The organism is Aliiroseovarius subalbicans (genome assembly GCF_022678625.1).
Classification (GTDB): Bacteria; Pseudomonadota; Alphaproteobacteria; order Rhodobacterales; family Rhodobacteraceae; genus Aliiroseovarius_A; species Aliiroseovarius_A subalbicans.
On sequence record NZ_JALBYQ010000001.1, the window covers coordinates 553,093 to 573,986 of the forward strand.

General features: G+C 61.5%; 23 protein-coding genes and 1 tRNA gene. 18 read left to right on the forward strand and 6 right to left on the reverse strand.

Features of this window, described 5'->3' with window-relative positions; genetic code table 11:
• The first annotated feature begins 151 nt into the window (after nucleotides 1-151).
• Both MN188_RS02715 and MN188_RS02720 read left to right on the forward strand, forming a co-directional pair.
• Nucleotides 152-982, forward strand: coding sequence for a hypothetical protein (locus MN188_RS02715; protein WP_242105840.1), 831 nt, complete (start codon nucleotides 152-154; stop codon nucleotides 980-982).
• A gap of 80 nt (nucleotides 983-1,062) precedes the next feature.
• Nucleotides 1,063-1,221 carry a hypothetical protein gene (locus MN188_RS02720; RefSeq protein WP_242105842.1) on the forward strand — a complete coding sequence of 53 codons (159 nt, stop codon included), beginning with the start codon at nucleotides 1,063-1,065 and terminating at the stop codon, nucleotides 1,219-1,221.
• On the opposite strand, the gene MN188_RS02725 is transcribed toward MN188_RS02720, so the two are convergent.
• Nucleotides 1,218-3,365, reverse strand: a complete 2,148-nt coding sequence (locus MN188_RS02725; protein WP_242105844.1) for a tetratricopeptide repeat-containing sulfotransferase family protein — start codon at nucleotides 3,363-3,365, stop codon at nucleotides 1,218-1,220. The two genes, MN188_RS02720 and MN188_RS02725, sit on opposite strands and share 4 nt — an antisense overlap.
• Nucleotides 3,366-3,627: 262 nt before the next feature.
• Here MN188_RS02725 and MN188_RS02730 point away from each other — a divergent pair, with 262 nt between their 5' ends.
• From MN188_RS02730 to MN188_RS02760, 7 genes are all read left to right on the forward strand, one after another.
• Nucleotides 3,628-4,284: a 50S ribosomal protein L21 gene (locus MN188_RS02730; RefSeq protein ID WP_242105846.1), complete on the forward strand. Its 657-nt coding sequence runs from the start codon at nucleotides 3,628-3,630 to the stop codon at nucleotides 4,282-4,284.
• A gap of 21 nt (nucleotides 4,285-4,305) precedes the next feature.
• Nucleotides 4,306-4,575, forward strand: coding sequence for a 50S ribosomal protein L27 (gene rpmA / locus MN188_RS02735; protein ID WP_242105848.1), 270 nt, complete (start codon nucleotides 4,306-4,308; stop codon nucleotides 4,573-4,575).
• Between the two features lie 208 nt (nucleotides 4,576-4,783).
• On the forward strand, nucleotides 4,784-5,323 hold the full coding sequence (locus tag MN188_RS02740) for a GNAT family N-acetyltransferase (protein WP_242105850.1): 540 nt from the start codon (nucleotides 4,784-4,786) through the stop codon (nucleotides 5,321-5,323).
• Nucleotides 5,324-5,365: 42 nt separating this feature from the next.
• Nucleotides 5,366-5,854 carry a GNAT family N-acetyltransferase gene (locus tag MN188_RS02745; RefSeq protein ID WP_242105852.1) on the forward strand — a complete coding sequence of 163 codons (489 nt, stop codon included), beginning with the start codon at nucleotides 5,366-5,368 and terminating at the stop codon, nucleotides 5,852-5,854.
• A 105-nt stretch (nucleotides 5,855-5,959) separates the two neighbouring features.
• Nucleotides 5,960-6,994 (forward strand): GTPase ObgE, encoded by a 1,035-nt coding sequence (gene obgE, locus MN188_RS02750; RefSeq protein WP_242105853.1) that lies wholly within the window; start codon nucleotides 5,960-5,962, stop codon nucleotides 6,992-6,994.
• Nucleotides 6,982-8,088: a glutamate 5-kinase gene (gene proB, locus MN188_RS02755; RefSeq protein ID WP_242105855.1), complete on the forward strand. Its 1,107-nt coding sequence runs from the start codon at nucleotides 6,982-6,984 to the stop codon at nucleotides 8,086-8,088. Before obgE ends, proB begins: the two co-directional genes overlap by 13 nt.
• 67 nt (nucleotides 8,089-8,155) lie before the next feature.
• A complete protein-coding gene (locus tag MN188_RS02760; RefSeq protein WP_242105870.1) occupies nucleotides 8,156-9,409 on the forward strand; it encodes a glutamate-5-semialdehyde dehydrogenase in 1,254 nt (417 codons plus the stop codon).
• A 53-nt stretch (nucleotides 9,410-9,462) separates the two neighbouring features.
• Here the strand turns inward: MN188_RS02760 and MN188_RS02765 are convergent, their stop codons facing one another.
• On the reverse strand, nucleotides 9,463-10,062 hold the full coding sequence (locus MN188_RS02765) for a histidine phosphotransferase family protein (RefSeq protein ID WP_242105872.1): 600 nt from the start codon (nucleotides 10,060-10,062) through the stop codon (nucleotides 9,463-9,465).
• 40 nt (nucleotides 10,063-10,102) lie between these two features.
• Here MN188_RS02765 and MN188_RS02770 point away from each other — a divergent pair, with 40 nt between their 5' ends.
• The 3 genes from MN188_RS02770 to olsA all read left to right on the forward strand — a co-directional run bounded on the left by MN188_RS02770 (nucleotide 10,103) and on the right by olsA (nucleotide 12,030).
• Nucleotides 10,103-10,276, forward strand: coding sequence for a DUF3553 domain-containing protein (locus MN188_RS02770; protein WP_420838967.1), 174 nt, complete (start codon nucleotides 10,103-10,105; stop codon nucleotides 10,274-10,276).
• A 123-nt stretch (nucleotides 10,277-10,399) separates the two neighbouring features.
• Nucleotides 10,400-11,164 (forward strand): L-ornithine N(alpha)-acyltransferase, encoded by a 765-nt coding sequence (olsB, locus tag MN188_RS02775; RefSeq protein ID WP_242105876.1) that lies wholly within the window; start codon nucleotides 10,400-10,402, stop codon nucleotides 11,162-11,164.
• Nucleotides 11,161-12,030 carry a lyso-ornithine lipid O-acyltransferase gene (gene olsA / locus MN188_RS02780; RefSeq protein WP_242105878.1) on the forward strand — a complete coding sequence of 290 codons (870 nt, stop codon included), beginning with the start codon at nucleotides 11,161-11,163 and terminating at the stop codon, nucleotides 12,028-12,030. Before olsB ends, olsA begins: the two co-directional genes overlap by 4 nt.
• Here olsA and MN188_RS02785 read toward each other — a convergent pair.
• The gene (locus MN188_RS02785; RefSeq protein ID WP_242105880.1) at nucleotides 12,003-12,896 is read right to left on the reverse strand and encodes a fatty acid desaturase; all 894 of its coding nucleotides are present in this window, start codon (nucleotides 12,894-12,896) and stop codon (nucleotides 12,003-12,005) included. The genes olsA and MN188_RS02785 overlap by 28 nt on opposite strands.
• A gap of 13 nt (nucleotides 12,897-12,909) precedes the next feature.
• On the reverse strand, nucleotides 12,910-13,530 hold the full coding sequence (locus MN188_RS02790; protein ID WP_242105882.1) for a thiamine phosphate synthase: 621 nt from the start codon (nucleotides 13,528-13,530) through the stop codon (nucleotides 12,910-12,912).
• Between the two features lie 146 nt (nucleotides 13,531-13,676).
• Here MN188_RS02790 and MN188_RS02795 point away from each other — a divergent pair, with 146 nt between their 5' ends.
• Entirely contained in the window at nucleotides 13,677-14,420 is a 744-nt protein-coding gene (locus tag MN188_RS02795) for an RNA methyltransferase (RefSeq protein WP_242105884.1), read from the forward strand.
• Nucleotides 14,421-14,472: 52 nt separating this feature from the next.
• Here the strand turns inward: MN188_RS02795 and MN188_RS02800 are convergent, their stop codons facing one another.
• Both MN188_RS02800 and MN188_RS02805 read right to left on the reverse strand, forming a co-directional pair.
• A complete protein-coding gene (locus MN188_RS02800; protein WP_242105893.1) occupies nucleotides 14,473-14,949 on the reverse strand; it encodes a disulfide bond formation protein B in 477 nt (158 codons plus the stop codon).
• Nucleotides 14,946-15,524, reverse strand: coding sequence for a YqaA family protein (locus MN188_RS02805; RefSeq protein ID WP_242107348.1), 579 nt, complete (start codon nucleotides 15,522-15,524; stop codon nucleotides 14,946-14,948). Before MN188_RS02805 ends, MN188_RS02800 begins: the two co-directional genes overlap by 4 nt.
• 117 nt (nucleotides 15,525-15,641) lie before the next feature.
• On the opposite strand from MN188_RS02805, the gene ypfJ reads away from it, so the two are divergent.
• The 5 genes from ypfJ to MN188_RS02830 all read left to right on the forward strand — a co-directional run bounded on the left by ypfJ (nucleotide 15,642) and on the right by MN188_RS02830 (nucleotide 20,011).
• The gene (ypfJ, locus tag MN188_RS02810) at nucleotides 15,642-16,478 is read left to right on the forward strand and encodes a KPN_02809 family neutral zinc metallopeptidase (RefSeq protein ID WP_242105895.1); all 837 of its coding nucleotides are present in this window, start codon (nucleotides 15,642-15,644) and stop codon (nucleotides 16,476-16,478) included.
• A 279-nt stretch (nucleotides 16,479-16,757) separates the two neighbouring features.
• The gene (locus MN188_RS02815) at nucleotides 16,758-17,795 is read left to right on the forward strand and encodes a TRAP transporter substrate-binding protein (protein WP_242105897.1); all 1,038 of its coding nucleotides are present in this window, start codon (nucleotides 16,758-16,760) and stop codon (nucleotides 17,793-17,795) included.
• 95 nt (nucleotides 17,796-17,890) lie between these two features.
• Complete coding sequence (locus MN188_RS02820; protein WP_242105898.1) at nucleotides 17,891-18,478, forward strand: TRAP transporter small permease; 588 nt, start codon at nucleotides 17,891-17,893, stop codon at nucleotides 18,476-18,478.
• On the forward strand, nucleotides 18,475-19,827 hold the full coding sequence (locus MN188_RS02825; protein ID WP_242105900.1) for a TRAP transporter large permease: 1,353 nt from the start codon (nucleotides 18,475-18,477) through the stop codon (nucleotides 19,825-19,827). Before MN188_RS02820 ends, MN188_RS02825 begins: the two co-directional genes overlap by 4 nt.
• A gap of 98 nt (nucleotides 19,828-19,925) precedes the next feature.
• A tRNA-Leu gene (locus MN188_RS02830) sits at nucleotides 19,926-20,011 on the forward strand.
• The last annotated feature ends 883 nt before the right edge of the window (nucleotides 20,012-20,894 follow it).

The following is a 20,894-nucleotide window of genomic DNA, read 5'->3' on the forward strand; positions in this document are numbered from 1 at the left end:
GGGCGGTTTAGTGTGTGTCGCGGGTCTGTGCAACAGGTTTTTCGCAAGCAGAACGCCGCGGGTCGCAACTTTGTGTGCGCCGCAGACCTTGGCAGCGGATCGGCAGCAGACTAAGCTCATTAGAACCGAGGTCATCAAGATGGGCAACAGCATGCGGTTCAGGCAGGGTTTTCAAGGGGTTCTAGCGGTTTTCGCGGTATTGGCCTGGGCCATCGGCGCACAAGCGGCGGATCGCGACAAGATGCGGGCGTTTCTGGAAATCACAGGTTTCGACGTGGCCATTGAAAGCCTTCAGCAGGGCGCGATGGCCGGGCCGGGGCTGGCGGGGACGGCGCCCAGCGACTTTGGTCTGCAATGGACGCAGCTGGCCGAACGCATCTTTGCGCCCGATGAGATGATCACCCGTGCGCTGGACATGATGGAAGCGGTGATGCCCGTGGCGTTGGTCGATCATGGCGCTTCTTTTTACGCAAGCGCGCTGGGGCAGCGTCTTGTCGAGGTCGAAAACGCCGCACATATGGCGCCAGACGCCGAAAAATACGCCGAAGCGCAAAGCATCCTTGAAGGGCTGGTCGCAGACAACGCCCCGCGTCTTGAGCTGTTTGGCGACATGAACGCGGCGATCGGCGGCATGGACAACTCGGTGCGTAGTGTGATCGAGCTTCAGGTGCGATATCTGCTGGCGGCAAGCCGGGCAGGGGCGATCGACATGGACATCAGCGAAGAAGACCTGCGTGGTATGTTTCAGGAACAGGCACCGGCCATGCGTCGGGAAATCGAGCTCTATGCCATGCTGAACTCGGCCTATGCCTACCGGGATCTGAGTGATCAAGAGCTGACCGACTACGTTGCCGCGCTGGAGCAGCCCGAGATGCGCCAGGTCTATGAGGTCCTGAACGCGATCCAGTTTGAGATCATGGCCGAACGCTATGAGCGCTTGGCTGCGGCCTTGGCCAAGCTTCACCCGCAACAAGACCTCTGACAAGCGACGTCCCGATCACGTTTTTCGACAGCCCGGCCCTTGTGCGCATCGTGCCCTTTGGGCACTGGGCGCGGCCAGCGATGGCCGCCGGCTTGGAGCAGGCGACAATCGACGCAGGGCGGGCCTGGCCTGACGGCCGCCATGCCCCTGCGATCGCGGGTTGCGGCATCAAATTCCTGGACGCCTCGGCCTGGCTGGGCGTGCCGGCGGGGCAGTCCCTGACCAGGGAGAAGCTTTAATCGCGCAGGCCTTCCATGCCCTTCAGCCCATCCAGCAACGGTCCCAAATGCTCTTCGTAACGACGCCAGGCCGCGACCGAGCTTTTGTACATCGGCTGTCGCACCTGGTAGACGCTGAGCGTGTTCACCTGGCGCTTGTTCTGGTGGAAATTCAAACAGTCGTCTTCCCACTCAAGATCACAAAACTCCAGCAGCTTGCGAGTTTCAGCCTCGGGGTTGGCGACCAGTTCTTCATACTGGATCTCATACATCCGATCCGGCGCAATTTCGCGCCAGAAATCAAGCATTCTCAAGAAGTTGCGATAAACTTCGACCAGGGTTTCCAGATCATAGCTGTACAGGTGCTGCCCACTGGCAAAGCGATTCTTGAAAATCGAAAACAGGTTGTCGCGCGGGTCACGGCGCAGGACCACAAGTTTCGAATTTGGCATCGACAACCAATTCAAACCGGCCAACTGGAAGGTCCCGATGGATTTGTCCGCGGTGCGATCTGCCTCGGGAAAGCGGGCGCGCACTTCTTCTGAATACCGTTTTCCGAGCGCAACCAGCTCTTTATCCGAAACCTGTGAGACAGTTTGCTCTTCGTACGCGCTGCGCAGCTCCGCCGCATAGTTGGAGAAGATGCCGATCTCGCCCGTTCCGGTCACCGTGCTGTGGCTGGACACGATCTGCTCCACAAGGGTGGTACCAGAGCGTGGCAGGCCTGTGACAAAAATGGTTTGGTCGTCTTCGTAACCCGTCGTGCCGACCCGCGACAGATCGAAATCCCTGAAAAAATCCATCAAAGCGTCAGTTTCCTGGGTCGGATTATCCCGGTTGTAGGGATAGCTTTCGCTGAGCTGATCACAGGCCGTTTTCAGATAGGGCCAGACTTTGTCATATTGCTTGGTGTCTTCCATGGCTTTGGTCAGGGCAAAACCCAGGTCGGCCCGGTTGTCAGCGTCAAGCGTGTTGTCTTCCCAGGCTGTCTCCATTTCAGCAATCAGCGGGTCGTCTACGGTGAATTTTCGTGACACCGAGATTTGACGATACATTCCGCCCTTGGAAATCCCACGTCGAATTGCGCCCAAAAGCATATCGGTCGCGGCGTCGAATTCGCCTTTCTGCGACAACAGACTTGCCATAGTGGCCAAGGCCGTTGGGGAGTTTTCATCCTGCTTTATTGCCAGTTTGGCCGCAGCCATGGCGTCGTCACCAACCAGACTCTTTGCGCGAACCGCGTGAATGTCTGCGAAATCGGGCGCCAGTTTTACAACCCGATCAAAATCGGCCAAAGCGGCCTTGTCTTCCTGCTTCATCTGGTAAGCAATGCCACGCGAATACAATGCGATGGGCACGTTTGGAGTGGTTTTCAGCAAGGCGTTCAGGCAATCCAGCGCATCATTTGGCCGGCCCAATTCCAGGTAGAGGCGCCCCAGGTTTCCAAGTACGATGGGCGAGTTTGGAATAAGCGTGCGCGCAATCTTCAATTGCGGCATTGCATCCAGTCGACGTCCCATCTGCAAAAGAACTTCTCCGTAGTGCGCGCGCGCTTCCGGATACTTAGGGTCAAGTTCCAGTGCCCTCTTGAAAGCTTGTTCAGCCTCGTCAAACCGGCCCAGGGCGGACAGGCCGATTGCGTGCACGTTGAACAGGATTTCGTTTTTCGGGTTCGCACGGGTCAGAATTTCGGTTTCCTGTACAACGCTCGCCGCCTTCCCGGTTTCGATCATGCGCAGGAAAGCTTGGATCTGCTTGGCGTCGACACCGGTTGTTGTGCGTTTGGATGAGGTTTGCGTCTTCTGCATCCGCCGGCGGATTTCCTTGCGATCCAACCCATTCAGTGGGGACTTTATCAAGGCCTGACGTGCTTCCTCGATGGCCTCCTTGTCGCCAAGCGATGCAAGCGCGTCGGCATAGGCCAACCAGATAGCTTTTTGTCCAGGCGCCTTGCTGGCTGCTTTCGCAAAGTTCTTTAACGCAGGGCGGATTTCAGCACGTGCAAACAGCATCTGACCGATGTGAAACTCGAACTCAGCCCGACTGGGGGCCATGCGGGCAAGATCCTGGAACGCCTTGATCGCTTCGGGCGCTTTGCCGCTCCGCATCAGCGCGACTGCGTTCTTATAGAGAATGGGGATCTGGTTCGCGTTCAAAGGAAGCATGAATTCCACCTGTATTTCCACTTTCCTCCGAGGTAATATGTCAGACCCTTGGCGACAACCGCAAAGGCGAACGCAGCATATGAAAAGTCGCTGTTTTCGCTTGACTTGGCACGCGAATGGCCGGATAAGCCCGCATTCCGGCGGGGAAGGTCCCCGAAGGATTCTACAATCACGTCACCAAAGACGCGCTGTTCGCGGCGGCAAATGCCGAAACGCCGGATGATCCGGGGCCACAGAACGCGGAAATACGAAGGAAGACCACATGTTTGCGGTTATGAAAACCGGCGGCAAGCAATACAAGGTTCAGGCAGGCGATATGCTGCGTGTCGAGAAGCTGGCCGCAACGGCGGGTGAAACCGTCCAGTTCAATGAAATTCTGATGGTCGGCTCGACCGTTGGTGCGCCCACCATTGATGGTGCCGGCGTCCAGGCCGAAGTCATCGACCAGATCAAGGGCGACAAGGTCATCAACTTTGTCAAGCGTCGCCGCAAGCACAGCTCGAAGCGCACCAAGGGTCACCGTCAGCAACTGACGCTGGTGAAGATCACCGAGATCCTGGAAAAGGGCGCCGACAAGTCGGGCGTGAAAGCTGCGATCGGTGCCGGTTCGGTGTCTGGCGCTGCGATTGCCGCGGCGGCTCCGGCCAAGAAGGCCAAGAAGGCTGCGCCGAAGAAAGAAGAGAAGGCTGCCAAGCCTGCGAAAGCCGCCAAGGCTGCCGCCGGTGCGGACGACCTGAAGGAACTGTCGGGCGTGGGTCCGGCACTGGAAAAGAAACTGCACGCAGCTGGCGTGACCACGTTCGCGCAGATCGCGGGCTGGGGTGCCGATGACATTGCCGAGATGGACGAAAAACTGTCCTTCAAAGGCCGCATCGAGCGTGAAGGCTGGGTTGACCAAGCCAAGAAGCTGGCGAAATAAGCAAGGCGAAGGAGAGACAACATGGCACATAAAAAAGCAGGCGGTTCCTCCCGTAACGGTCGCGACTCAGCAGGTCGCCGCCTTGGCGTGAAGAAATATGGCGGCGAGCTCGTCATTCCGGGCAACATCATCGTGCGTCAGCGCGGGACCAAGATGTGGCCAGGCGAAGGCGTTGGCATGGGCAAGGATCACACCATCTTCGCGACAGCCGAAGGTAACGTGAAGTTCCATACCGGCCTCAAGGGCCGCACCTTTATTTCGGTTCTCCCGGTGGCGGAGGCCGCAGAGTAAGCCGAAACCTCAAGGTTCCAAGTATTGAGAGGGTCGGCGGAAACGCCGGCCCTTTTTCTTTCTGTTCCGGGATCTGATCGCGGAATGTTTACCAAATTGTCGGATTATCGGCGCCAACGGACGGGACATCCCGACCCACCGCCCCCATATGATCTGACACCGTCCCAGCGTTTCGGGGCGTTTCATGCTTTTCGGAGGAGGGAAAGCCATGATGTATGACACGATTTTGAACCAGCCGCTGATCGAAGCCGCGCGGTTCACCCTGCGCCCGCCGCGCAAAAGCGACGCGGGGCTAATTGAGCTTTACGCCAGCGATGAACGCGTGGCGCGTGAAACCCGCTCGATCCCGCATCCGTTGCCGCCCGGCGCGACCGACGCGTTCATGGCGCGCATCATGTCGGAAAACCGGAAAGAAGACGTCTGGATGATCGACGGCGCACGCGATGGCAATCGCGAGGTTTTGGGCCTGCTCAACCTGGCGCGCATGGACCGCGACCAGTCCGAGCTGTCCTATTGGGTCGCGCCCGCCTTCTGGAACGCAGGTATTGCGTCCGAGGCTGTGCGCGCGTTGGTCGAGGCCAACCCGCTCAACAACCGGACCATCTTTGCCGAGGTGTTTCAGGACAACCCGGCCTCGGCCCGGGTGCTGACCAATGCGGGATTCGAATATATTGGTGATGCGGAAAGTCATTCGGTGGCCCGTGCCTCCAATCTGCCAACCTGGACCTACTTGAAGAGGATGGGGTAGGGCTTTGATCTGGAACTTGAAATTCTAATCGAAACCCGACGCTTGCGGCTTCGACCTTTGCGCGACACGGACCGCGACGCGATCGTTGCCGCGCTGAATGACTATGAGGTCTCGCGCTGGCTGACGGTGGTGCCGTTTCCCTATGGCACCGCGGATTTCGACGATTTCCTGACGTTCCTGTCCGGCACTGACCCGTTGGAGGGCTTGGCAATCGAAGCCGACACCGGGGTGATCGGCGTGATCGGCATCGGCACCTCGCTGGGCTATTGGCTGGGCCGGGCGCACCACGGCCAGGGCTTTATGCGCGAAGCGGCCTCGGCGCTGGTGGATTGGTATTTCCGCCACCGGGACGAGGACGAGTTGAAAAGCGGCTATTTCGACGGCAACCTTGCCTCGGCGGCGGTGCTGACCAGCTTGGGGTTTCGTCCCGTGAGTGAGGGAAACATTCACTCCTGCGCGCAAGGGGCTGATGTTATAATGAAAAACATGTGCCTTACCCGCGCGGATTGGCAGGAACGTGAAACAAGTTAAACACGGCATCTTCTCGCGGCCTGTCATACTCCGCCGCCCATAAGCCTTGAGCCTACGCCCGTTTCCCTCTATCGCAATGCCCACATCATCAAAGGCAGCCAACCCATGAAATTTCTCGATCTCTCCAAGGTCTACATCCGCTCCGGTGCGGGCGGCGGCGGCTGCGTGTCCTTCCGGCGTGAGAAATACATTGAATACGGCGGGCCCGATGGCGGCGACGGCGGCAAGGGCGGCAGCGTCTATGCCGAGGCGGTCGAGGGACTGAACACGTTGATCGATTTTCGCTATCAGCAGCATTTCTTCGCCAAGAACGGAACGCCGGGCATGGGCAAGCAGCGGACTGGCCCGGATGGCAGCGATATCATACTGCGCGTTCCTGTCGGCACCGAGATCCTGGACGAAGACGAAGAAACCGTCATCGCCGACCTGACCGAGGTCGGGCAGAAGGTTCTGCTGGCCAAGGGCGGCAACGGTGGCTTTGGCAACCTGCATTTCAAAAGTTCGACCAACCAGGCACCGCGCCGCGCCAATCCCGGCCAGGCGGGGATCGAACGCACCCTGTGGCTGCGCCTCAAACTGATCGCTGACGTGGGCCTTTTGGGCCTGCCAAACGCAGGTAAATCGACCTTCCTGGCCGCCACCTCGAACGCGCGGCCGAAGATCGCGGATTACCCGTTCACCACGCTGGTGCCCAACCTGGGCGTCGTCGGGGTGGATGAGGTTGAATTCGTCGTCGCCGACATTCCCGGCCTGATCGAAGGTGCCTCCGAGGGCAGGGGGCTGGGCGACCTGTTCCTGGGCCATGTCGAGCGCTGTTCGGTGCTGTTACACTTGGTCGATGGCACATCCGAGGACGTGGCCGCTGACTGGCAGACCATCGTGACCGAGATCGAAGCCTATGGCGACATCCTGGGCGACAAGCCGCGCGTCACGGTCCTGAACAAGATCGACGCGCTGGACGAAGACGAGTTGGCCGAGAAGCGGGCCGAACTGGAGGCCGTCGCAGGCCCGGTCCTGACCATGTCCGGTGTGGCGCAGCAGGGCACCGTGGAGGTGCTGCGCGCCCTGCGGGCTCAGATCGACGAAGGCAAACTGCGCCTGAAAGCAGCCGGTGAGGAGACCGAGGCATGGCGTCCCTGAGCACGGCCAAACGCATCGTCGTCAAGATCGGCTCGGCCCTTCTGGTCGATGCGGCGACGGGGACGTTGAAGGCGGATTGGCTAGCCTCGCTGGCCGCTGACGTGGCCGAGGTGAAGGCACGCGGGGCCGACGTCGTGCTGGTCTCGTCCGGGTCCATCGCGCTGGGACGCGGGGTGCTGGGCCTGCCTGCCACTGACCTGGCGCTGGAGCAAAGCCAGGCCGCCGCAGCCGTGGGCCAGATCCGCCTGGCACGTGCCTATGAAGAGGTGCTGGCGCCGCTGGGGCTGACCACGGCGCAGGTGCTGGTGACGCTTGAGGATTCCGCTGATCGCCGCCGCTATCTCAATTCCCGCGCGACACTTGAAACACTGTTGTCGCTTGGTGTTGTGCCGATCGTGAACGAAAACGACACGGTGGCGACCGATGAAATTCGCTTCGGTGATAATGACCGGCTGGCGGCGCAAGTGGCGGTAACGATTGGGGCCGATCACCTGGTGCTGCTGTCGGACGTCGACGGGCTCTACTCCGGCAATCCAAAAACCGACCCTGCGGCGACCCGGTTCGACGTGGTCGACACCATCACCCCCGAGATCGAGGCGGTGGCGGGCGATGCGGGATCGGGCCTGTCCAAGGGCGGGATGAAAACCAAGGTGATGGCCGCTAAAACCGCGACCGGCGCGGGCTGCGCGATGACGATCACCGAAGGCGGGCGCCTGAACCCGTTGAAAACGCTGGCCGCAGGCGCGCCGTCCACGCTGTTCACCGCGCGCTCTGACCCGAAGACGGCGCGCAAGCACTGGATTTCCGCGATGAAACCCCAGGGCGACATCATTGTAGACGCAGGGGCCGCGCGCGCGCTGGCCTCCGGTAAATCGCTGCTGCCCGCAGGCGTCACCCGCGTGACCGGCGACTTCGACCGGGGCGATCCGGTGGACATTCACGGCCCCGATGGCACCCATCTGGGCGCAGGTCTTGCCCGCTATACCGCAGCCGAGGCGCAGGCGATCCGCGGCAAACGCTCGGACCAGATCGAGGCGACGCTGGGCTATCCAGGCCGTGCGGCGCTGATCCACCGCGACGACATGGCGCTCTAAGGCGCACTTTGACTTTCATCTTTCTACAAATATCCTTGCCCAAGGCACAAAATCCAAAGGCCCCGACATGACAGACACGACGAACATTCCCGCCCTGATGCACGACATTGGCACCCGCGCGAAAGCGGCGGCGGCGCAGCTGGCCTTTGCCCCGGCGGCGGCGAAACAGCGCGCACTTGAGGCAGCGGCCGATGCCTGTTGGTCCCGGCGTGACGAGATCATCGCGGCAAACGCAGCCGACATGGACTTTGGCCGCGACAAGGGGTTGAGCCCGGCAATGATGGACCGGCTGATGCTGGACGAAGACCGCATTCATGCCATGTGCGAGGGCTTGCGCGCGGTGGCGGGGCAGGAGGATCCGGTCGGCCAGGTGATGGCCGAATGGGACGGCCCCTCGGGCATCCACATCCAGCGCGTGCGCACGCCGCTGGGCGTGATCGGTGTGATCTATGAAAGCCGTCCGAACGTGACGGCGGACGCGGGCGCGCTGTGCCTCAAGGCTGGCAACGCGGTGATCCTGCGCGGCGGCTCGGAAAGCTTTCACTCGGCCGGCGTGATCCATGCCTGCCTGCAGGATGGGCTGCGTGCCGCCGGCCTGCCCGAGGACGCCATTCAGCGCGTGCCCACCCGCGACCGGGCGGCGGTCAGCGAAATGCTGACCATGACCGACCATGTCGACGTGATCGTGCCGCGTGGCGGCAAGGGGCTGGTGGGGCTGGTGCAACGCGAGGCCCGCGTGCCGGTCTTTGCCCATCTCGAAGGCATCGTGCATGTCTATATCGACAAGGCGGCGGACCCGGCCAAGACCCACGCAGTGGTGATGAACGCCAAGACCCGGCGCACCGGGATCTGCGGCGCGGCGGAATGCCTTCTGATCCACAAGGACGCGGTCGGCCTGGGGCAGGAGGTGCTGGATGCGCTGATGGCCGCCGGAGTTGCAGTGCACGCGGGTCCCGGCCTTACCGGCACGCAGGCCGCAGGCGACGAGGACTGGGGCAAGGAATTCCTCGACAGCATCATCGCCGCGCGGATCGTGGACGATCTGGACGGCGCGATCGCGCATATCAACGCCTTCAGCTCGCATCACACCGACGCGATCCTGACCGAGGATGACGCCGCGGCGGCGCGGTTCTTTCAGCGGCTGGATAGCGCGATTCTGATGCGTAATGCCTCGACCCAGTTTGCGGACGGGGGCGAGTTCGGCATGGGCGCGGAGATCGGCATTGCCACTGGCAAGATGCATGCCCGCGGCCCGGTGGGCGCGATGCAGCTGACGTCGTTCAAGTATCTCGTGACCGGGGACGGAACCACACGGGCGTAACACGTTTTTCTAGAAAAACGTATCGGGCGAAATTTTCTAGAAAATTTCGTGCCTCAAAATTCCACGCTGATCGAATGCTCGGACACGGTGAGGCCCAGTTTGCGGCCTTGCCGTTTCAACTCGGGCCCGATCAGGGCGAACTGCACCTGGGCGGCGGCCAGATCAACCTCGGCGCCGGGGTTCGACAACAGCTCCCACAGGTCCGGGTCGACCTTCAGCCGTTCAGCCTCGCCCGCCACCTTCCAGTGGTCGCCATCATGGCTGACGCGCAGGTGCCCGCCCCAGGGCATCGCACTTTCGAAACATTGCAGGATCAGGAAGATCACCTTCACCACCGTGCGCGGCTGGTCGCCGGTGAGCGCCCAGTCGATTTCCAGCTTGCGCCCGTCCACGCCCGGCGCCAGCACGGTGCGGACTTCCTTTTCACCGACCATCTGCCCGTCACTGGCTGCACCGAAGGCGATGCGGAAAAAGCGGATGCGCAGGTTCGCGTTTTCGACGCTTTCGGCAATCAACGCCATTTCCGGGCTTTCCGCCTGGCCGGAAAGCTGCATCAGCTCAACCCCATTGCCGATCGCGCCCAGAGGGCTGATAAGGTCGTGACAGATGCGCGAACCCAATAGGGCGTTCAGATCGCGGGTTGGGGCGGACATGTGGGGCCTCGTGTTTGGAAAGGGATATCAAATGAGAAGCATGGGGGCATTGCTGGAGCCGGGCATGATCGTGCGCCATCCCGGTCGACCCGACTGGGGGCTGGGGCAGGTGCAGAGCAATATCGCGGGCAAGGTTACGGTGAACTTCGAACATTCCGGTAAACGGGTGATCGAAACATCGCGGGTTGAGCTGTTGCCGGTGTTTGACTCCTGAAACAATTGCAGGCGGTGGGCGGAACGGTATCACAACCATAAAGTGTGTCAAACTTGACGCTTGCTTGCCAATCCCCATATCGCCCCATAGAACCCGCCGAAGGTTACCGAAAGGTTAACAACTATGCCCGCCGCCCCTGATTTTGTGCTGCGCCTGGCCCGGGACACGGCCGATCTGCGTGCGGCGCAGAAGCTGCGCTATGACGTCTTTGTAGAGGAACTGGGCGGCGACGGCGCCCTGGTGGACCATGAGGCACGGTTGGAGCAGGACGAATTCGACCCGTTTTACGATCACCTACTGTTGTTCGATCAGGCCCGTGGGGGCGATGTGGTCGGGGTCTATCGCCTGCTGCGCGACGATCAGGCAGCGCAGATCGGGCGGTTCTATTCCGAAGGTGAATACGACCTGACCCCGCTGAAGACGTCGGGCCGGCGGCTGTTGGAACTGGGACGATCCTGCCTGCACCCGGCCTATCGCGGCGGTACTGCGATGATGGTTCTGTGGGCGGGGCTTGCGGATTATGTCGCCGAACACGGAATTGAGGTTCTGTTCGGGGTGGCCAGTTTTCACGGCACCGACATTGGCGCGTTGAAGGCGCCGCTGTCGCTTTTGCATCATCGGCATTTGGCCCCCGAGGCCCTGCGCCCGCGCGCGCTGCCCCAGCATTACCAGGCGATGAACCTGATGGCGGAGGCCGGGATCGACCGGCTGGCGGCGATGAAGGCCACGCCCGCGTTGATCAAAGCCTATCTGCGGCTGGGCGGCCATGTCGGGGACGGCGCCTTTATCGACCATGCGTTCAATACGACCGATGTCTGCCTGGTGCTGGACACGGCCGAAATTCCCGAGGCCACCCGCGCGCGGTTCCGGTCGGGGCGCGTAGCATGAGCGTCGGCTGGGGGGCAGGCAGCGAGCCGCCGGAAACATCCATCGAACCGCTTGGTTGGATCCGGGCCGTTCTGCGCGGGCTGGTGCTGGCGGTGCTGGTGTTCGGCGGGCTGATCGTCCTGCTTTTGCTGCGATTGATCGAGCGCCCTCTGTTCGGGGTGAAGCGCCCGCTGACCCCGTTCATCACCCAGGCGGTCTGTCGCACGGCCTTCGTGGTTCTTGGCATCGGCTTTGCCACCTCCGGCCACCAGATGCGGCGTATCGGGGCCGTTGTGGCGAACCATTCCTCCTGGCTGGATATCTTTGCGCTGAACGCGAAAAAGCGCGTCTATTTCGTGTCGAAGGCCGAGGTCGCCGCATGGCCCGGCATCGGCTGGCTGGCGCGCGCCACCGGCACCGTGTTCATCAACCGGGACCGGCGTGAGGCGGCAGCGCAGGTGAAACTGTTCGAAACCCGGTTGGACGCCGGCCACAAGCTGCTGTTTTTCCCCGAGGGCACCAGCACGGACAGCCGCCGGGTTCTGCCCTTCAAATCAACGCTGTTTGCCGCGTTCTTCACCCCGCATTTGCGCGAGGTGATGCATGTTCAACCTGTGACGGTGATCTATCACGCGCCCAAGGGGGCCGATAGCCGGTTCTATGGCTGGTGGGGCGACATGGACTTCGGGCCGCACCTGCTCAAGGTGCTGGCCTGCGCGCGACCGGGGCGGGTCGAACTTGTCTATCACGAACCGGTGCGGGTCTCGGAGTTCGACAGCCGCAAGGCACTGGCGGGCTATTGCGAGGCGACCGTGCGCGCACCGCTGGCGCTGGCCGGGCTTGACCATGCGCCGCGCGATCAGGGGTCGGAAAACCCGTCGGTATAGTGCCGCGCAAAGCTTGCATAACCGTCTTCGACCTCAACCAGATGGGAGCGGATCAGCGCGTGCAGATCTGACAACCGGTGAAACGGCACGTTCGGCATCGTGTGATGCTCGGCGTGCCACGGCATGTTCCAGGCCAGGAGCCGGATCAGCGGGGTGGTCAGCACGGTGCGCGTGTTGCGAAACATGTCTGGCACATGGGCACAGCGGCCATGTTCGGCCAGCAGATACAGGCGCAGCACCGGGAACCCCAGGGCCAGTGGGATCAACCAGATCGTGAGCAGAAGCGGTGTGACGGTCAGCGACAGCAGGCAAAGCATATAGGCTGTGATCAACAGCCGTGCCTCGCGCCGCAAGCGAGCATGGGCACGGGGCGGGATATGGGGGCTGGCTGGATTTCCAAACGCATTTCGCGCCAACAGCACCAGCTTGTCGCGCCAATACGACACGCAGGACAGGTGCCAGGCCATCGCGCGCCAGCTTTCGGGTTTCGCCTCACCCTGCAATTCCGGATCGCGGTCGGGATCATTGGTGAACCGGTGATGCGCCATGTGAAAGGCGCGAAACCACGCGAAGGGTTGCAGCAGGATCAGGGCGCAGGCATGGCCCACGGCTTCGTTCAACCACGCGGAGGCGAACGGGGTGCGATGGGTACATTCGTGTTGCAGCGTGAAGGTAAAGGCCAGCGCGATGCCAAGCGGGAGCATCAGAAGCGGCCAAAGCGGCACGCGTAAAGCAACCATCGTGGCAAGGGCCACGATCAGTCCGCCATGCAACACAAGCGCGCGCAGGCCGGGGCCGTTCGTGATACGGTGCAGGTTAATATTCGTCTGGGCGGGCAGGGTCTTGAGAAAGTTCTTGTGATCCATGCCCGATCCACCGTCAGCTCATTGCGGCAACCAGCGCGGCAAGGGCTGCGGCCGGGTCATCGTGGCGCCAGATCTCGTCGCCGATTGCGAAGAAGTCGGTGACCGGGGCGAATTCGCGCACTAGGTCCGCGTCCAGCGCGCCTTCGGCCACCACGGGCACCTCGATCATCTCGGACCACCATTGGAAGAGGTCGTGTTCGGCGCGAGTGCCGTCACCCAGGGGCGTGGTGCCGACCGGGCCGAAGCTGATGTAGTCCGCGCCGGCCTCACCGGCGGCCATGCCGTCATGGGACGAGGCATGGCAAAAGGCGCCGACGATGGCGTCCGCGCCAAGATCCTTGCGCACCGCACGGACCCGGCGGGCGCCATCGGACAGGTGCACCCCGTCCAGCCCCAACCGTTCCACCATCAGCGCGTGATCGGTGATCACCAGCGCGATGTCGCGGGCATGGGCCTGTTCGCGCAGCGCATCGGCCGCGCGGGCGATCCGGTCTTCGTCACTGGTGGCCAGTGCCAGGCGGATGCAGGCGATGTCGGCGCTGTCGAGCACCCGGGCCAGCGCATCGGGAAAGCTCGACAGTTCAAACTCGGGCGGGGTGACGAGGTAGAGTTGCGGCTGCTCGAGATCGGCCATTTGCGGCTCCTGTTGTCTGGTCCTGACGGCTCTATAGACCGGAAAATGCGATTTGGCCATGTGGCAGGCTGCGGGATGCGCGGGTGACTTGCCTTTTCGGTCCCGCCCAGCGTATCACCGCGCGCGACGATCAAGGAAGTGGTTTGATGAACGACACGGACCTGGGACCGGAACCGGCCATCGTGCTGGTGCGCCCGCAGATGGGCGAAAACATTGGCGCGGCGGCGCGCGCGATGCTGAATTTCGGCATGAGCCGGATGCGGATTGTCGCCCCGCGGGACGGTTGGCCCAACCCGAAGGCGGTGGCGATGGCCTCAGGCGCGGGGCGGGTGCTGGACGGCGCCGGGTTGTTTGACGATCTGGATGCGGCGGTGGGCGATTGCGACTACGTCTTTGCCACCACCGCGCGGTCGCGGGGTCTGACCAAACCTGTGCTGAGCCCGGAGCGGGCGATGCAGCAGGCCCGCGCGCTGCAGGCCGAGGGCAAGAAGGTCGCGATCCTGTTCGGGCCCGAACGCGCGGGGCTTGAAAATGACGACGTGGCGCGGGCCAACGCGATCATCTCGGTCCCGGTGAACCCGGAATTTGCGTCCCTGAACCTGGCGCAATGCGTGCTGCTTACCGCCTATGAATGGCGCCGTCACAGCAGCGATGTGGTGCCCGAGGTGATGGAAATGGCCAAGACCGACTGGGCCAAGGCGGGCGAGGTCGCAGCCCTTGCGGACCATTACGAGGCCCGGCTGGACGAGGCCGGGTTCTTCTTTCCGCCCGAGAAAGCGCCGGGGATGAAGACGACCCTGCGCAACATGTGGACGCGCATGGTGCTGACACGTTCGGACGTGCAGATCCTGCACGGCGTGCTGCGCCAATTGCTGCGGCGCAAGGACTGACGGGGCGTGATCCGGCGGGGTGCCTGCGGCACACAGGTTTGTTGATTGGCGCTTAGCGGCGCGCCGCAGCGATCCAGACGCCGACCAGCACCAGGCTGCCCACCGCGTTGAAATTCGCCATCGTCAGGTCCAGAATGTCGAGCGGAATCCAATCCGACAGGCGCCACGGGATTTCGTCGCAACGCACCAGTGGCGCGCTCAGGATCTGGTTCAGAAGGTCATCGGCCGAAACGCCGCTGACATCCCCCCCGGTGCAGGAGGCCGGCCCCGGCCACCAGTGGCGTTCAACCCCGGTGTGGTAGGCGCCCAGACCTGCCGAGATGGTCATCGTCAGCGCCCCCAACCAGGCGACTCCGCGCAGTTGTGTCAGAACGGCGATCAGACCCAGCGCGGCGGCAATTCCATGTGGCCAGCGTTGCCAGAAACACATCTGGCAGGGCACATAGCCCGCGGCCTGGAACATGAAAGCCCCCGCCAGCATCGCGGCGGCGGCCAGGGCGGCAAACAGGACAAGTCGGTTGAAGGTCATAGGAATTTCACCAGGTAAAAGCCGCCGACAAGGATGACGACGAAGGCAGTGAACACGAGCCCCAGGCGCTTTTCAATGAAATCGCGGATGGGTGCTCCGAATTGCCACAGCAGGGCTGCAACGATGAAAAAGCGCAGGCCGCGGGCAATCACCGAAGCGACCATGAAGACGCCGAAATTCAGGCTGGTGGTGCCTGACAATATGGTGATCACCTTGTAAGGGAATGGCGTGATGCCTGCGATCAGAACTGCCCAGGCGCCATAGGCGTTGTAGGTCTCGGTGAAGGTGCCGAACTGGTCGGTCTTTCCGTAGAACTCCAGCACTGGCCTGCCGACAGCCTCGAATAGTCCCCAGCCGATGTAATAACCCAGGACGCCGCCAAGAACGCTGGCCACCAGCGCGACACCGGCAATCAGGAATGCCTTGTTCGGGCGCGCGATGATCATCGGGATCATCAGGATATCGGGCGGGATCGGGAAGAACGAGCTTTCGGCGAAGGCAACGACAGCCAGCGCCCAAAGCGCATAGGGCGCCTCGGCCATCCGAATGGTCCAGTCGTAAAGCCCTTTGATCATGCGTGCCCCGTTCGTTTCGCCCGTCACACCACGGGGCGCGAGCGGGGTCAAGGGATGAACGGTTGCGGGGGCGTCCCGGCACGGTAAACTGGCCGTGAGCGACAAGGAGTATGAGTGATGAAATGGCAGGGACGGCGTGGTAGCCGCAATATCGAGGATCGACGTGGCGCAAAGGGCGCACAGATCGGTGGCGTTGGCCTTCTGATCGTGTTGGCGATCGGGTATTTCGCAGGTGTTGACGTGACGCCTTTGCTGGAAGGGCAGGGCGGCATCGCAGGAGGCGGCGGCGGTGAGATCACCGAAGCCGACAAGCAGGCGGGCGAGTTTGTGTCCGTCACGCTGGCCGATACCGAGGAGGTCTGGGCTGACATTTTCCGCCGGCAGGTGGGTGAGGTATACACCCCCGTCACGCTGGTGCTTTACAAGGGTGTGACGCAATCGGCCTGCGGCGGTGCCTCGGGTGCGACCGGGCCGTTCTTTTGCCCCGGTGACAAGAAAGTGTATCTGGACACCGAGTTTTTCACCACGATGTCGCGCCAGATGGGCGCCAAGGGCGACTTTGCCGCGGCCTATGTGGTGGCGCACGAAGTGGCGCACCATGTGCAGAACGAACTGGGCATTCTGGGCCAGGCCAACCGGATCCGGCAGCAGGTGAGCGAGGCAGAATCGAACGCGATCTCGGTACGGATCGAATTGCAGGCCGATTGTTACTCGGGCATCTGGGCACGCGCGGCGCAGGCGCGATTCGGGTCGTTGGAACGCGGCGACATTGCCGAGGCAATGAATGCAGCCAAGCAGATCGGCGACGATACGCTGCAACGCAACGCAGGCCGCACACCTATGCCGCACACCTTTACCCACGGCACGTCCGAACAACGGCAGCGTTGGTTCGCCACAGGGTTTGAAAGTGGAGACATGCGCGCCTGCGACACCTTCAGCGCCGAGCGGCTATAGGGCCGAAAAAAAAGAAACGTGGGTTTTTAACATGTTAAGGGAATTGCGCGCCGGTTCGGGAAATGAACCGTTGCGAACGCAACGACCGGACCTTAAAACCCCTGCAACGCGACAGGAACAGGAGAGGAAGGCGATTAAAACCGACCGCGCGGTCGATTTTATGTTGCCCTGACTCGAATAGCTTGTTTTTATACCACCGGACGGGTTTTGGATTTCGCATCCACCCCGACGCACGATACAAAGAACACCAGATTTCGTATTTTTTGGGAGGAGAACGAAATGAAAATGACCCTCAACTCAGTCCTGGCAGGCGCCGTCGCCCTGGGCCTCAGCGCCACGGCAGGCTTCGCGCAGGACGTGACGCTGCGCTGTCAGCACTTTCTGTCGCCGAAAGGTTCGGTGCCGCGCTACTTCATGGAGCCCTGGGCCGAGAAGATCGAAGCCGACAGCGGTGGCCGCATCAAGGTTGAGCTGTACCCGGCGATGCAGCTGGGCGGCAAACCCCCGGCGCTGTATGACCAGATCCGCGATGGCGTGATCGACTGTGGCTGGGCGCTGCCCGCCTACACGCCGGGCCGTTTCCCGGAATCGGAAGCCTTCGAACTGCCGTTCATGACCTCGATGAGCGCCGAAGCCTCGTCGAAGGCCGCCTGGGACTATACCCAGAAATACGGTGTTGAGCGCATGGGTGACGTTCACCTGATGGCGGTGCACGTGCACGGCCCCGGTGTGATCCACACCAAGGGCGACCCGCTGATGAGCGCATCCGATTTCTCGGGCCTGAAACTGCGCGGACCCTCGCGTCAGGCGAATGCGCTGCTGGAAACCCTGGGTGCGACGCCCGTGGGCATGCCGGTTCCGGCCTTCCCCGAAGCGCTGTCCAAAGGCGTTGTGGACGGCGGCGTGATTCCGTGGGAAATCGTTCCGCCGCTGAAGGTGCATGAACTGGCCGACAGCCACACCCAAATCGGTGGCGACCGCGCGCTGTACAACACCTTCTTCATCTGGGCGATGAACAAGGACACCTATGCCAGCCTGCCTGACGACCTGAAAGCCGTCATCGACGCCAACTCCGGTGTGGAAGCCTCGGGTCTGGCCGGTAAGGCAATGGATACCGGCGACACCGCTGGCGAAGAGCTGACCGCAGGCACCGACAACAAGATCCACACGATGGACGCCGGTGTCGTGGCCGAGCTGAAAGCTATTGGCGACGCGCAGACCGCTGCCTGGGCGGAAGAGATGACCTCCAAGGGCCTGGACGGCGCTGGCATGGTGGCCCTGGCCCAGGAACTGGTGGCGAAATACACCGACATGTGATCTTCTGATCATGTTCGCTCCGGGCTGCTTGCAGTGGCCCGGAGCTCTTTTTTTGCCCGCACAGGGCAGGGATCAACGGGAGTGGGGACAGACCCGTGGCAAAAATCGCACCACATGCAGAGGCCCGCGTGGGCCGGATACTTGAAAAGGTCAGCAAAGTGCTGGCCTATTTCGGGGGCACCATCCTGGCCGCCGTGGCTGGGGTCACCGTCGCCTCGATTATCGGACGGTTTTTCCTGTTCGCAGGGCTGGGACCGATCAAGGGCGACTTTGAGATGGTCGAAATGGGTTGCGCCATCGCGGTGTTTTCCTTTCTGCCCTATACCCAATTCAAACGCGGCCATGTGACGGTGGATCTGTTCGTCGATCGCCTGCCGGACCGTGCCAAGGCGGTGCTGGGCTTGATCGGTGACGTGATGCTGACGCTGGCGGCCTATATCATCCTGTGGCGGCTGTGGCTGGGGTTTGGCGAGAAATTCCCCTTTGGCTCGGACGGCTTTCGCAGCGCGCTTGGCATGGGCTACAAACCCTTCTTCGCCGAAACAACCTATGAACTCGAACTGCCGGTCTGGATCCCCTATGGCCTGTCGCTGATCGGGGCCTTCTTCTTTTTCGTCGTCGGTGTTTTCACCATCTGGCGCTCGCTCAACTGGGTCCTGAAAGGCCGGGAGGAACACGTATGACCGGTCTTGAAATCGCTCTGATCGCCTTTGGCCTGATGCTTCTGGCCATTTTCCTGCGCCTGCCGATCGGGCTGGCGATGGGTCTGACCGGCTTTTTCGGCGTCTGGTATGTTCTGGGCAATCCGAACGCACCGCTGAGCCAGCTGAAAACGCTCTCTTACGACACGTTCTCAAGCTATTCGCTGTCGATCGTGCCGCTGTTTCTGCTGATGGGACAGTTTGCCACCAAGTCCGGTATGTCGGCGGCATTGTTCGAGGCCGCGAACGACTGGCTGGGTCACCGCAAGGGCGGGGTGGCGATGGCCGCTGTTGGCGCCTGCGCGGGCTTCGGCGCGGTTTGCGGCTCATCGCTGGCGACCGCCTCGACGATGGGGCAGGTGGCCCTGCCCGAGATGCGCAAACGTGGCTACTCGGATGCGCTGTCGACCGGCGTTCTGGCCGCCGGCGGCACGCTTGGCATCCTGATCCCGCCGTCGATCATCCTGGTGATCTATGCGATCCTGACCGAACAGAACATCGTGAAGATGTTCATCGCGGCCCTGGTGCCGGGCATCTTGGCCGCTCTTGGCTATATGCTAACCGTTGCCATTTATGTCCGGATCAGGCCCGACAGTGCCACAACTGCGGATCGTGTGCCCTATGGTCATCGGTTCCTGACATTGCTGAAGATCTGGCCGGTGGTCTTGATCTTTGGTCTTGTCATGGGCGGCATCGCGGCGGACTGGAATTGGGCCAAGCCCGGCATCCAGGCGTTGTTTACCCCCACCGAAGGCGCCGCTGTGGGGGCCGTGGCAACCGGGTTCTACGGCATCGTGACCGGGGGCCTCAACTTCAAGACCTTCATGCAATCGGTGCTGGCGGCGGCGCAATCGACCGCGATGATCTTTTTCATCGTTCTGGGTGCGCAGATGTTCAACAGCTTCCTGGCGTTCACCCAGGCACCGCAGGACCTGGCTCAATGGGTTGTCAGCCAGAACATGGCGCCGCTGGTGGTGCTGTCGATCATGCTGGTCGCTTACCTGATCTTCGGCTGTGTCATGGACAGCCTGTCGATGATTTTGCTTACCATCCCGATCTTCTACCCGATCGTCGAGGTGATGGATTTCGGTCTCAGCCCCGAGGATGCGGGCATCTGGTTCGGCATCCTGGCCCTGATCGTGGTGGAAGTCGGTCTGATCACACCGCCGGTGGGGATGAACCTGTTCATCATCAACTCGATGGCGCGCGACATTCCGATGGCGCAAACCTATCGCGGCGTCGCACCCTTTGTCCTGTCGGACCTGGTGCGGGTGGTGATCCTGGTGGCCTTCCCGGGCATTACATTGTGGCTGGTCGGGGTCATGTTCTGACCCACATTCCATAGAAGACAGACGGGCCGGGTTTTCCTGGCCCGTTTTCGTTTCTGACGCGTTGACCTCGGCTTTCAAGCATCCTATTCAAGGCGCGTGCCCAAGTGGCGGAATGGTAGACGCAGGGGATTCAAAATCCCCCGCCTTCACGGGCGTGTGGGTTCGAGTCCCACCTTGGGCACCACCGCATTTCCCAATCGACGCAGCGATAGCTCTTTCCTTGGCCGGGCCGGGAAGGACAGGTTTGAAACTGCGGGAAGTTTAGTCGATTTGAGCGGAAATGATTCGGGGTTTGTTAAGCTCATTTGTGCACGTTTCGGCATCTATCACAGCGTTCCCGACCGATTGGCGCAAGAATGAACACGAATTTCGGTGCATTTTCATCCGGTTGAAACCTGATGGTTAAGAGAATGTGTTAACACCTGTCACAATTCCACTGTTGCCCTACGGGAAACAAATCGAACCTGTCTAAAAGGTTAGGTCGCTTTGTTTAACCCCTGCGGAACTTGTGTTTGATGTTCGATTTTTGAAACGAATTGGCGTGGGGGATTGCACCTTCCGGCTGAAGAGCTGCCTGTATAAGGAAACAATCCCGCCTCGCCTTCCCATAGGTCAACGGGATTGTGACAAAGAAATTAACCACTTGCGGCATGATTTGGGCACATTCCCAACACATTTCCCTTTTGCCGATCCAGAAATACGAGTAATTTTTAACAGCCCAACTGGGGGGCGATGTCTGAAGGCCACGGGGGCGGCCGCACAAGAACCACAGTAATCACTGTGGGGAGGGTGTGTCCGCATTATTGTCGTTTTTTTAACGATAGGGCACATGACGGTGCGAAACGCTGCCGAACGGAGGGGTCCGTTCTTTAGCACCGTCTCAAGGTTCCTTTCGGGGCCGGCAACTCTCCTCATTTGGATGATTGGCGTGATCAACGTGCGGCTCTTCCGTGGCCAGGCGTCGTCCGTCGATCGGGTTTTGCCGGAACTCACGACCTGTAGGGGGGGAGTGGATGACACAAGGGATGACATTCGAACAGACCGCGTTTTCGCGGGTGGTCGAGCCG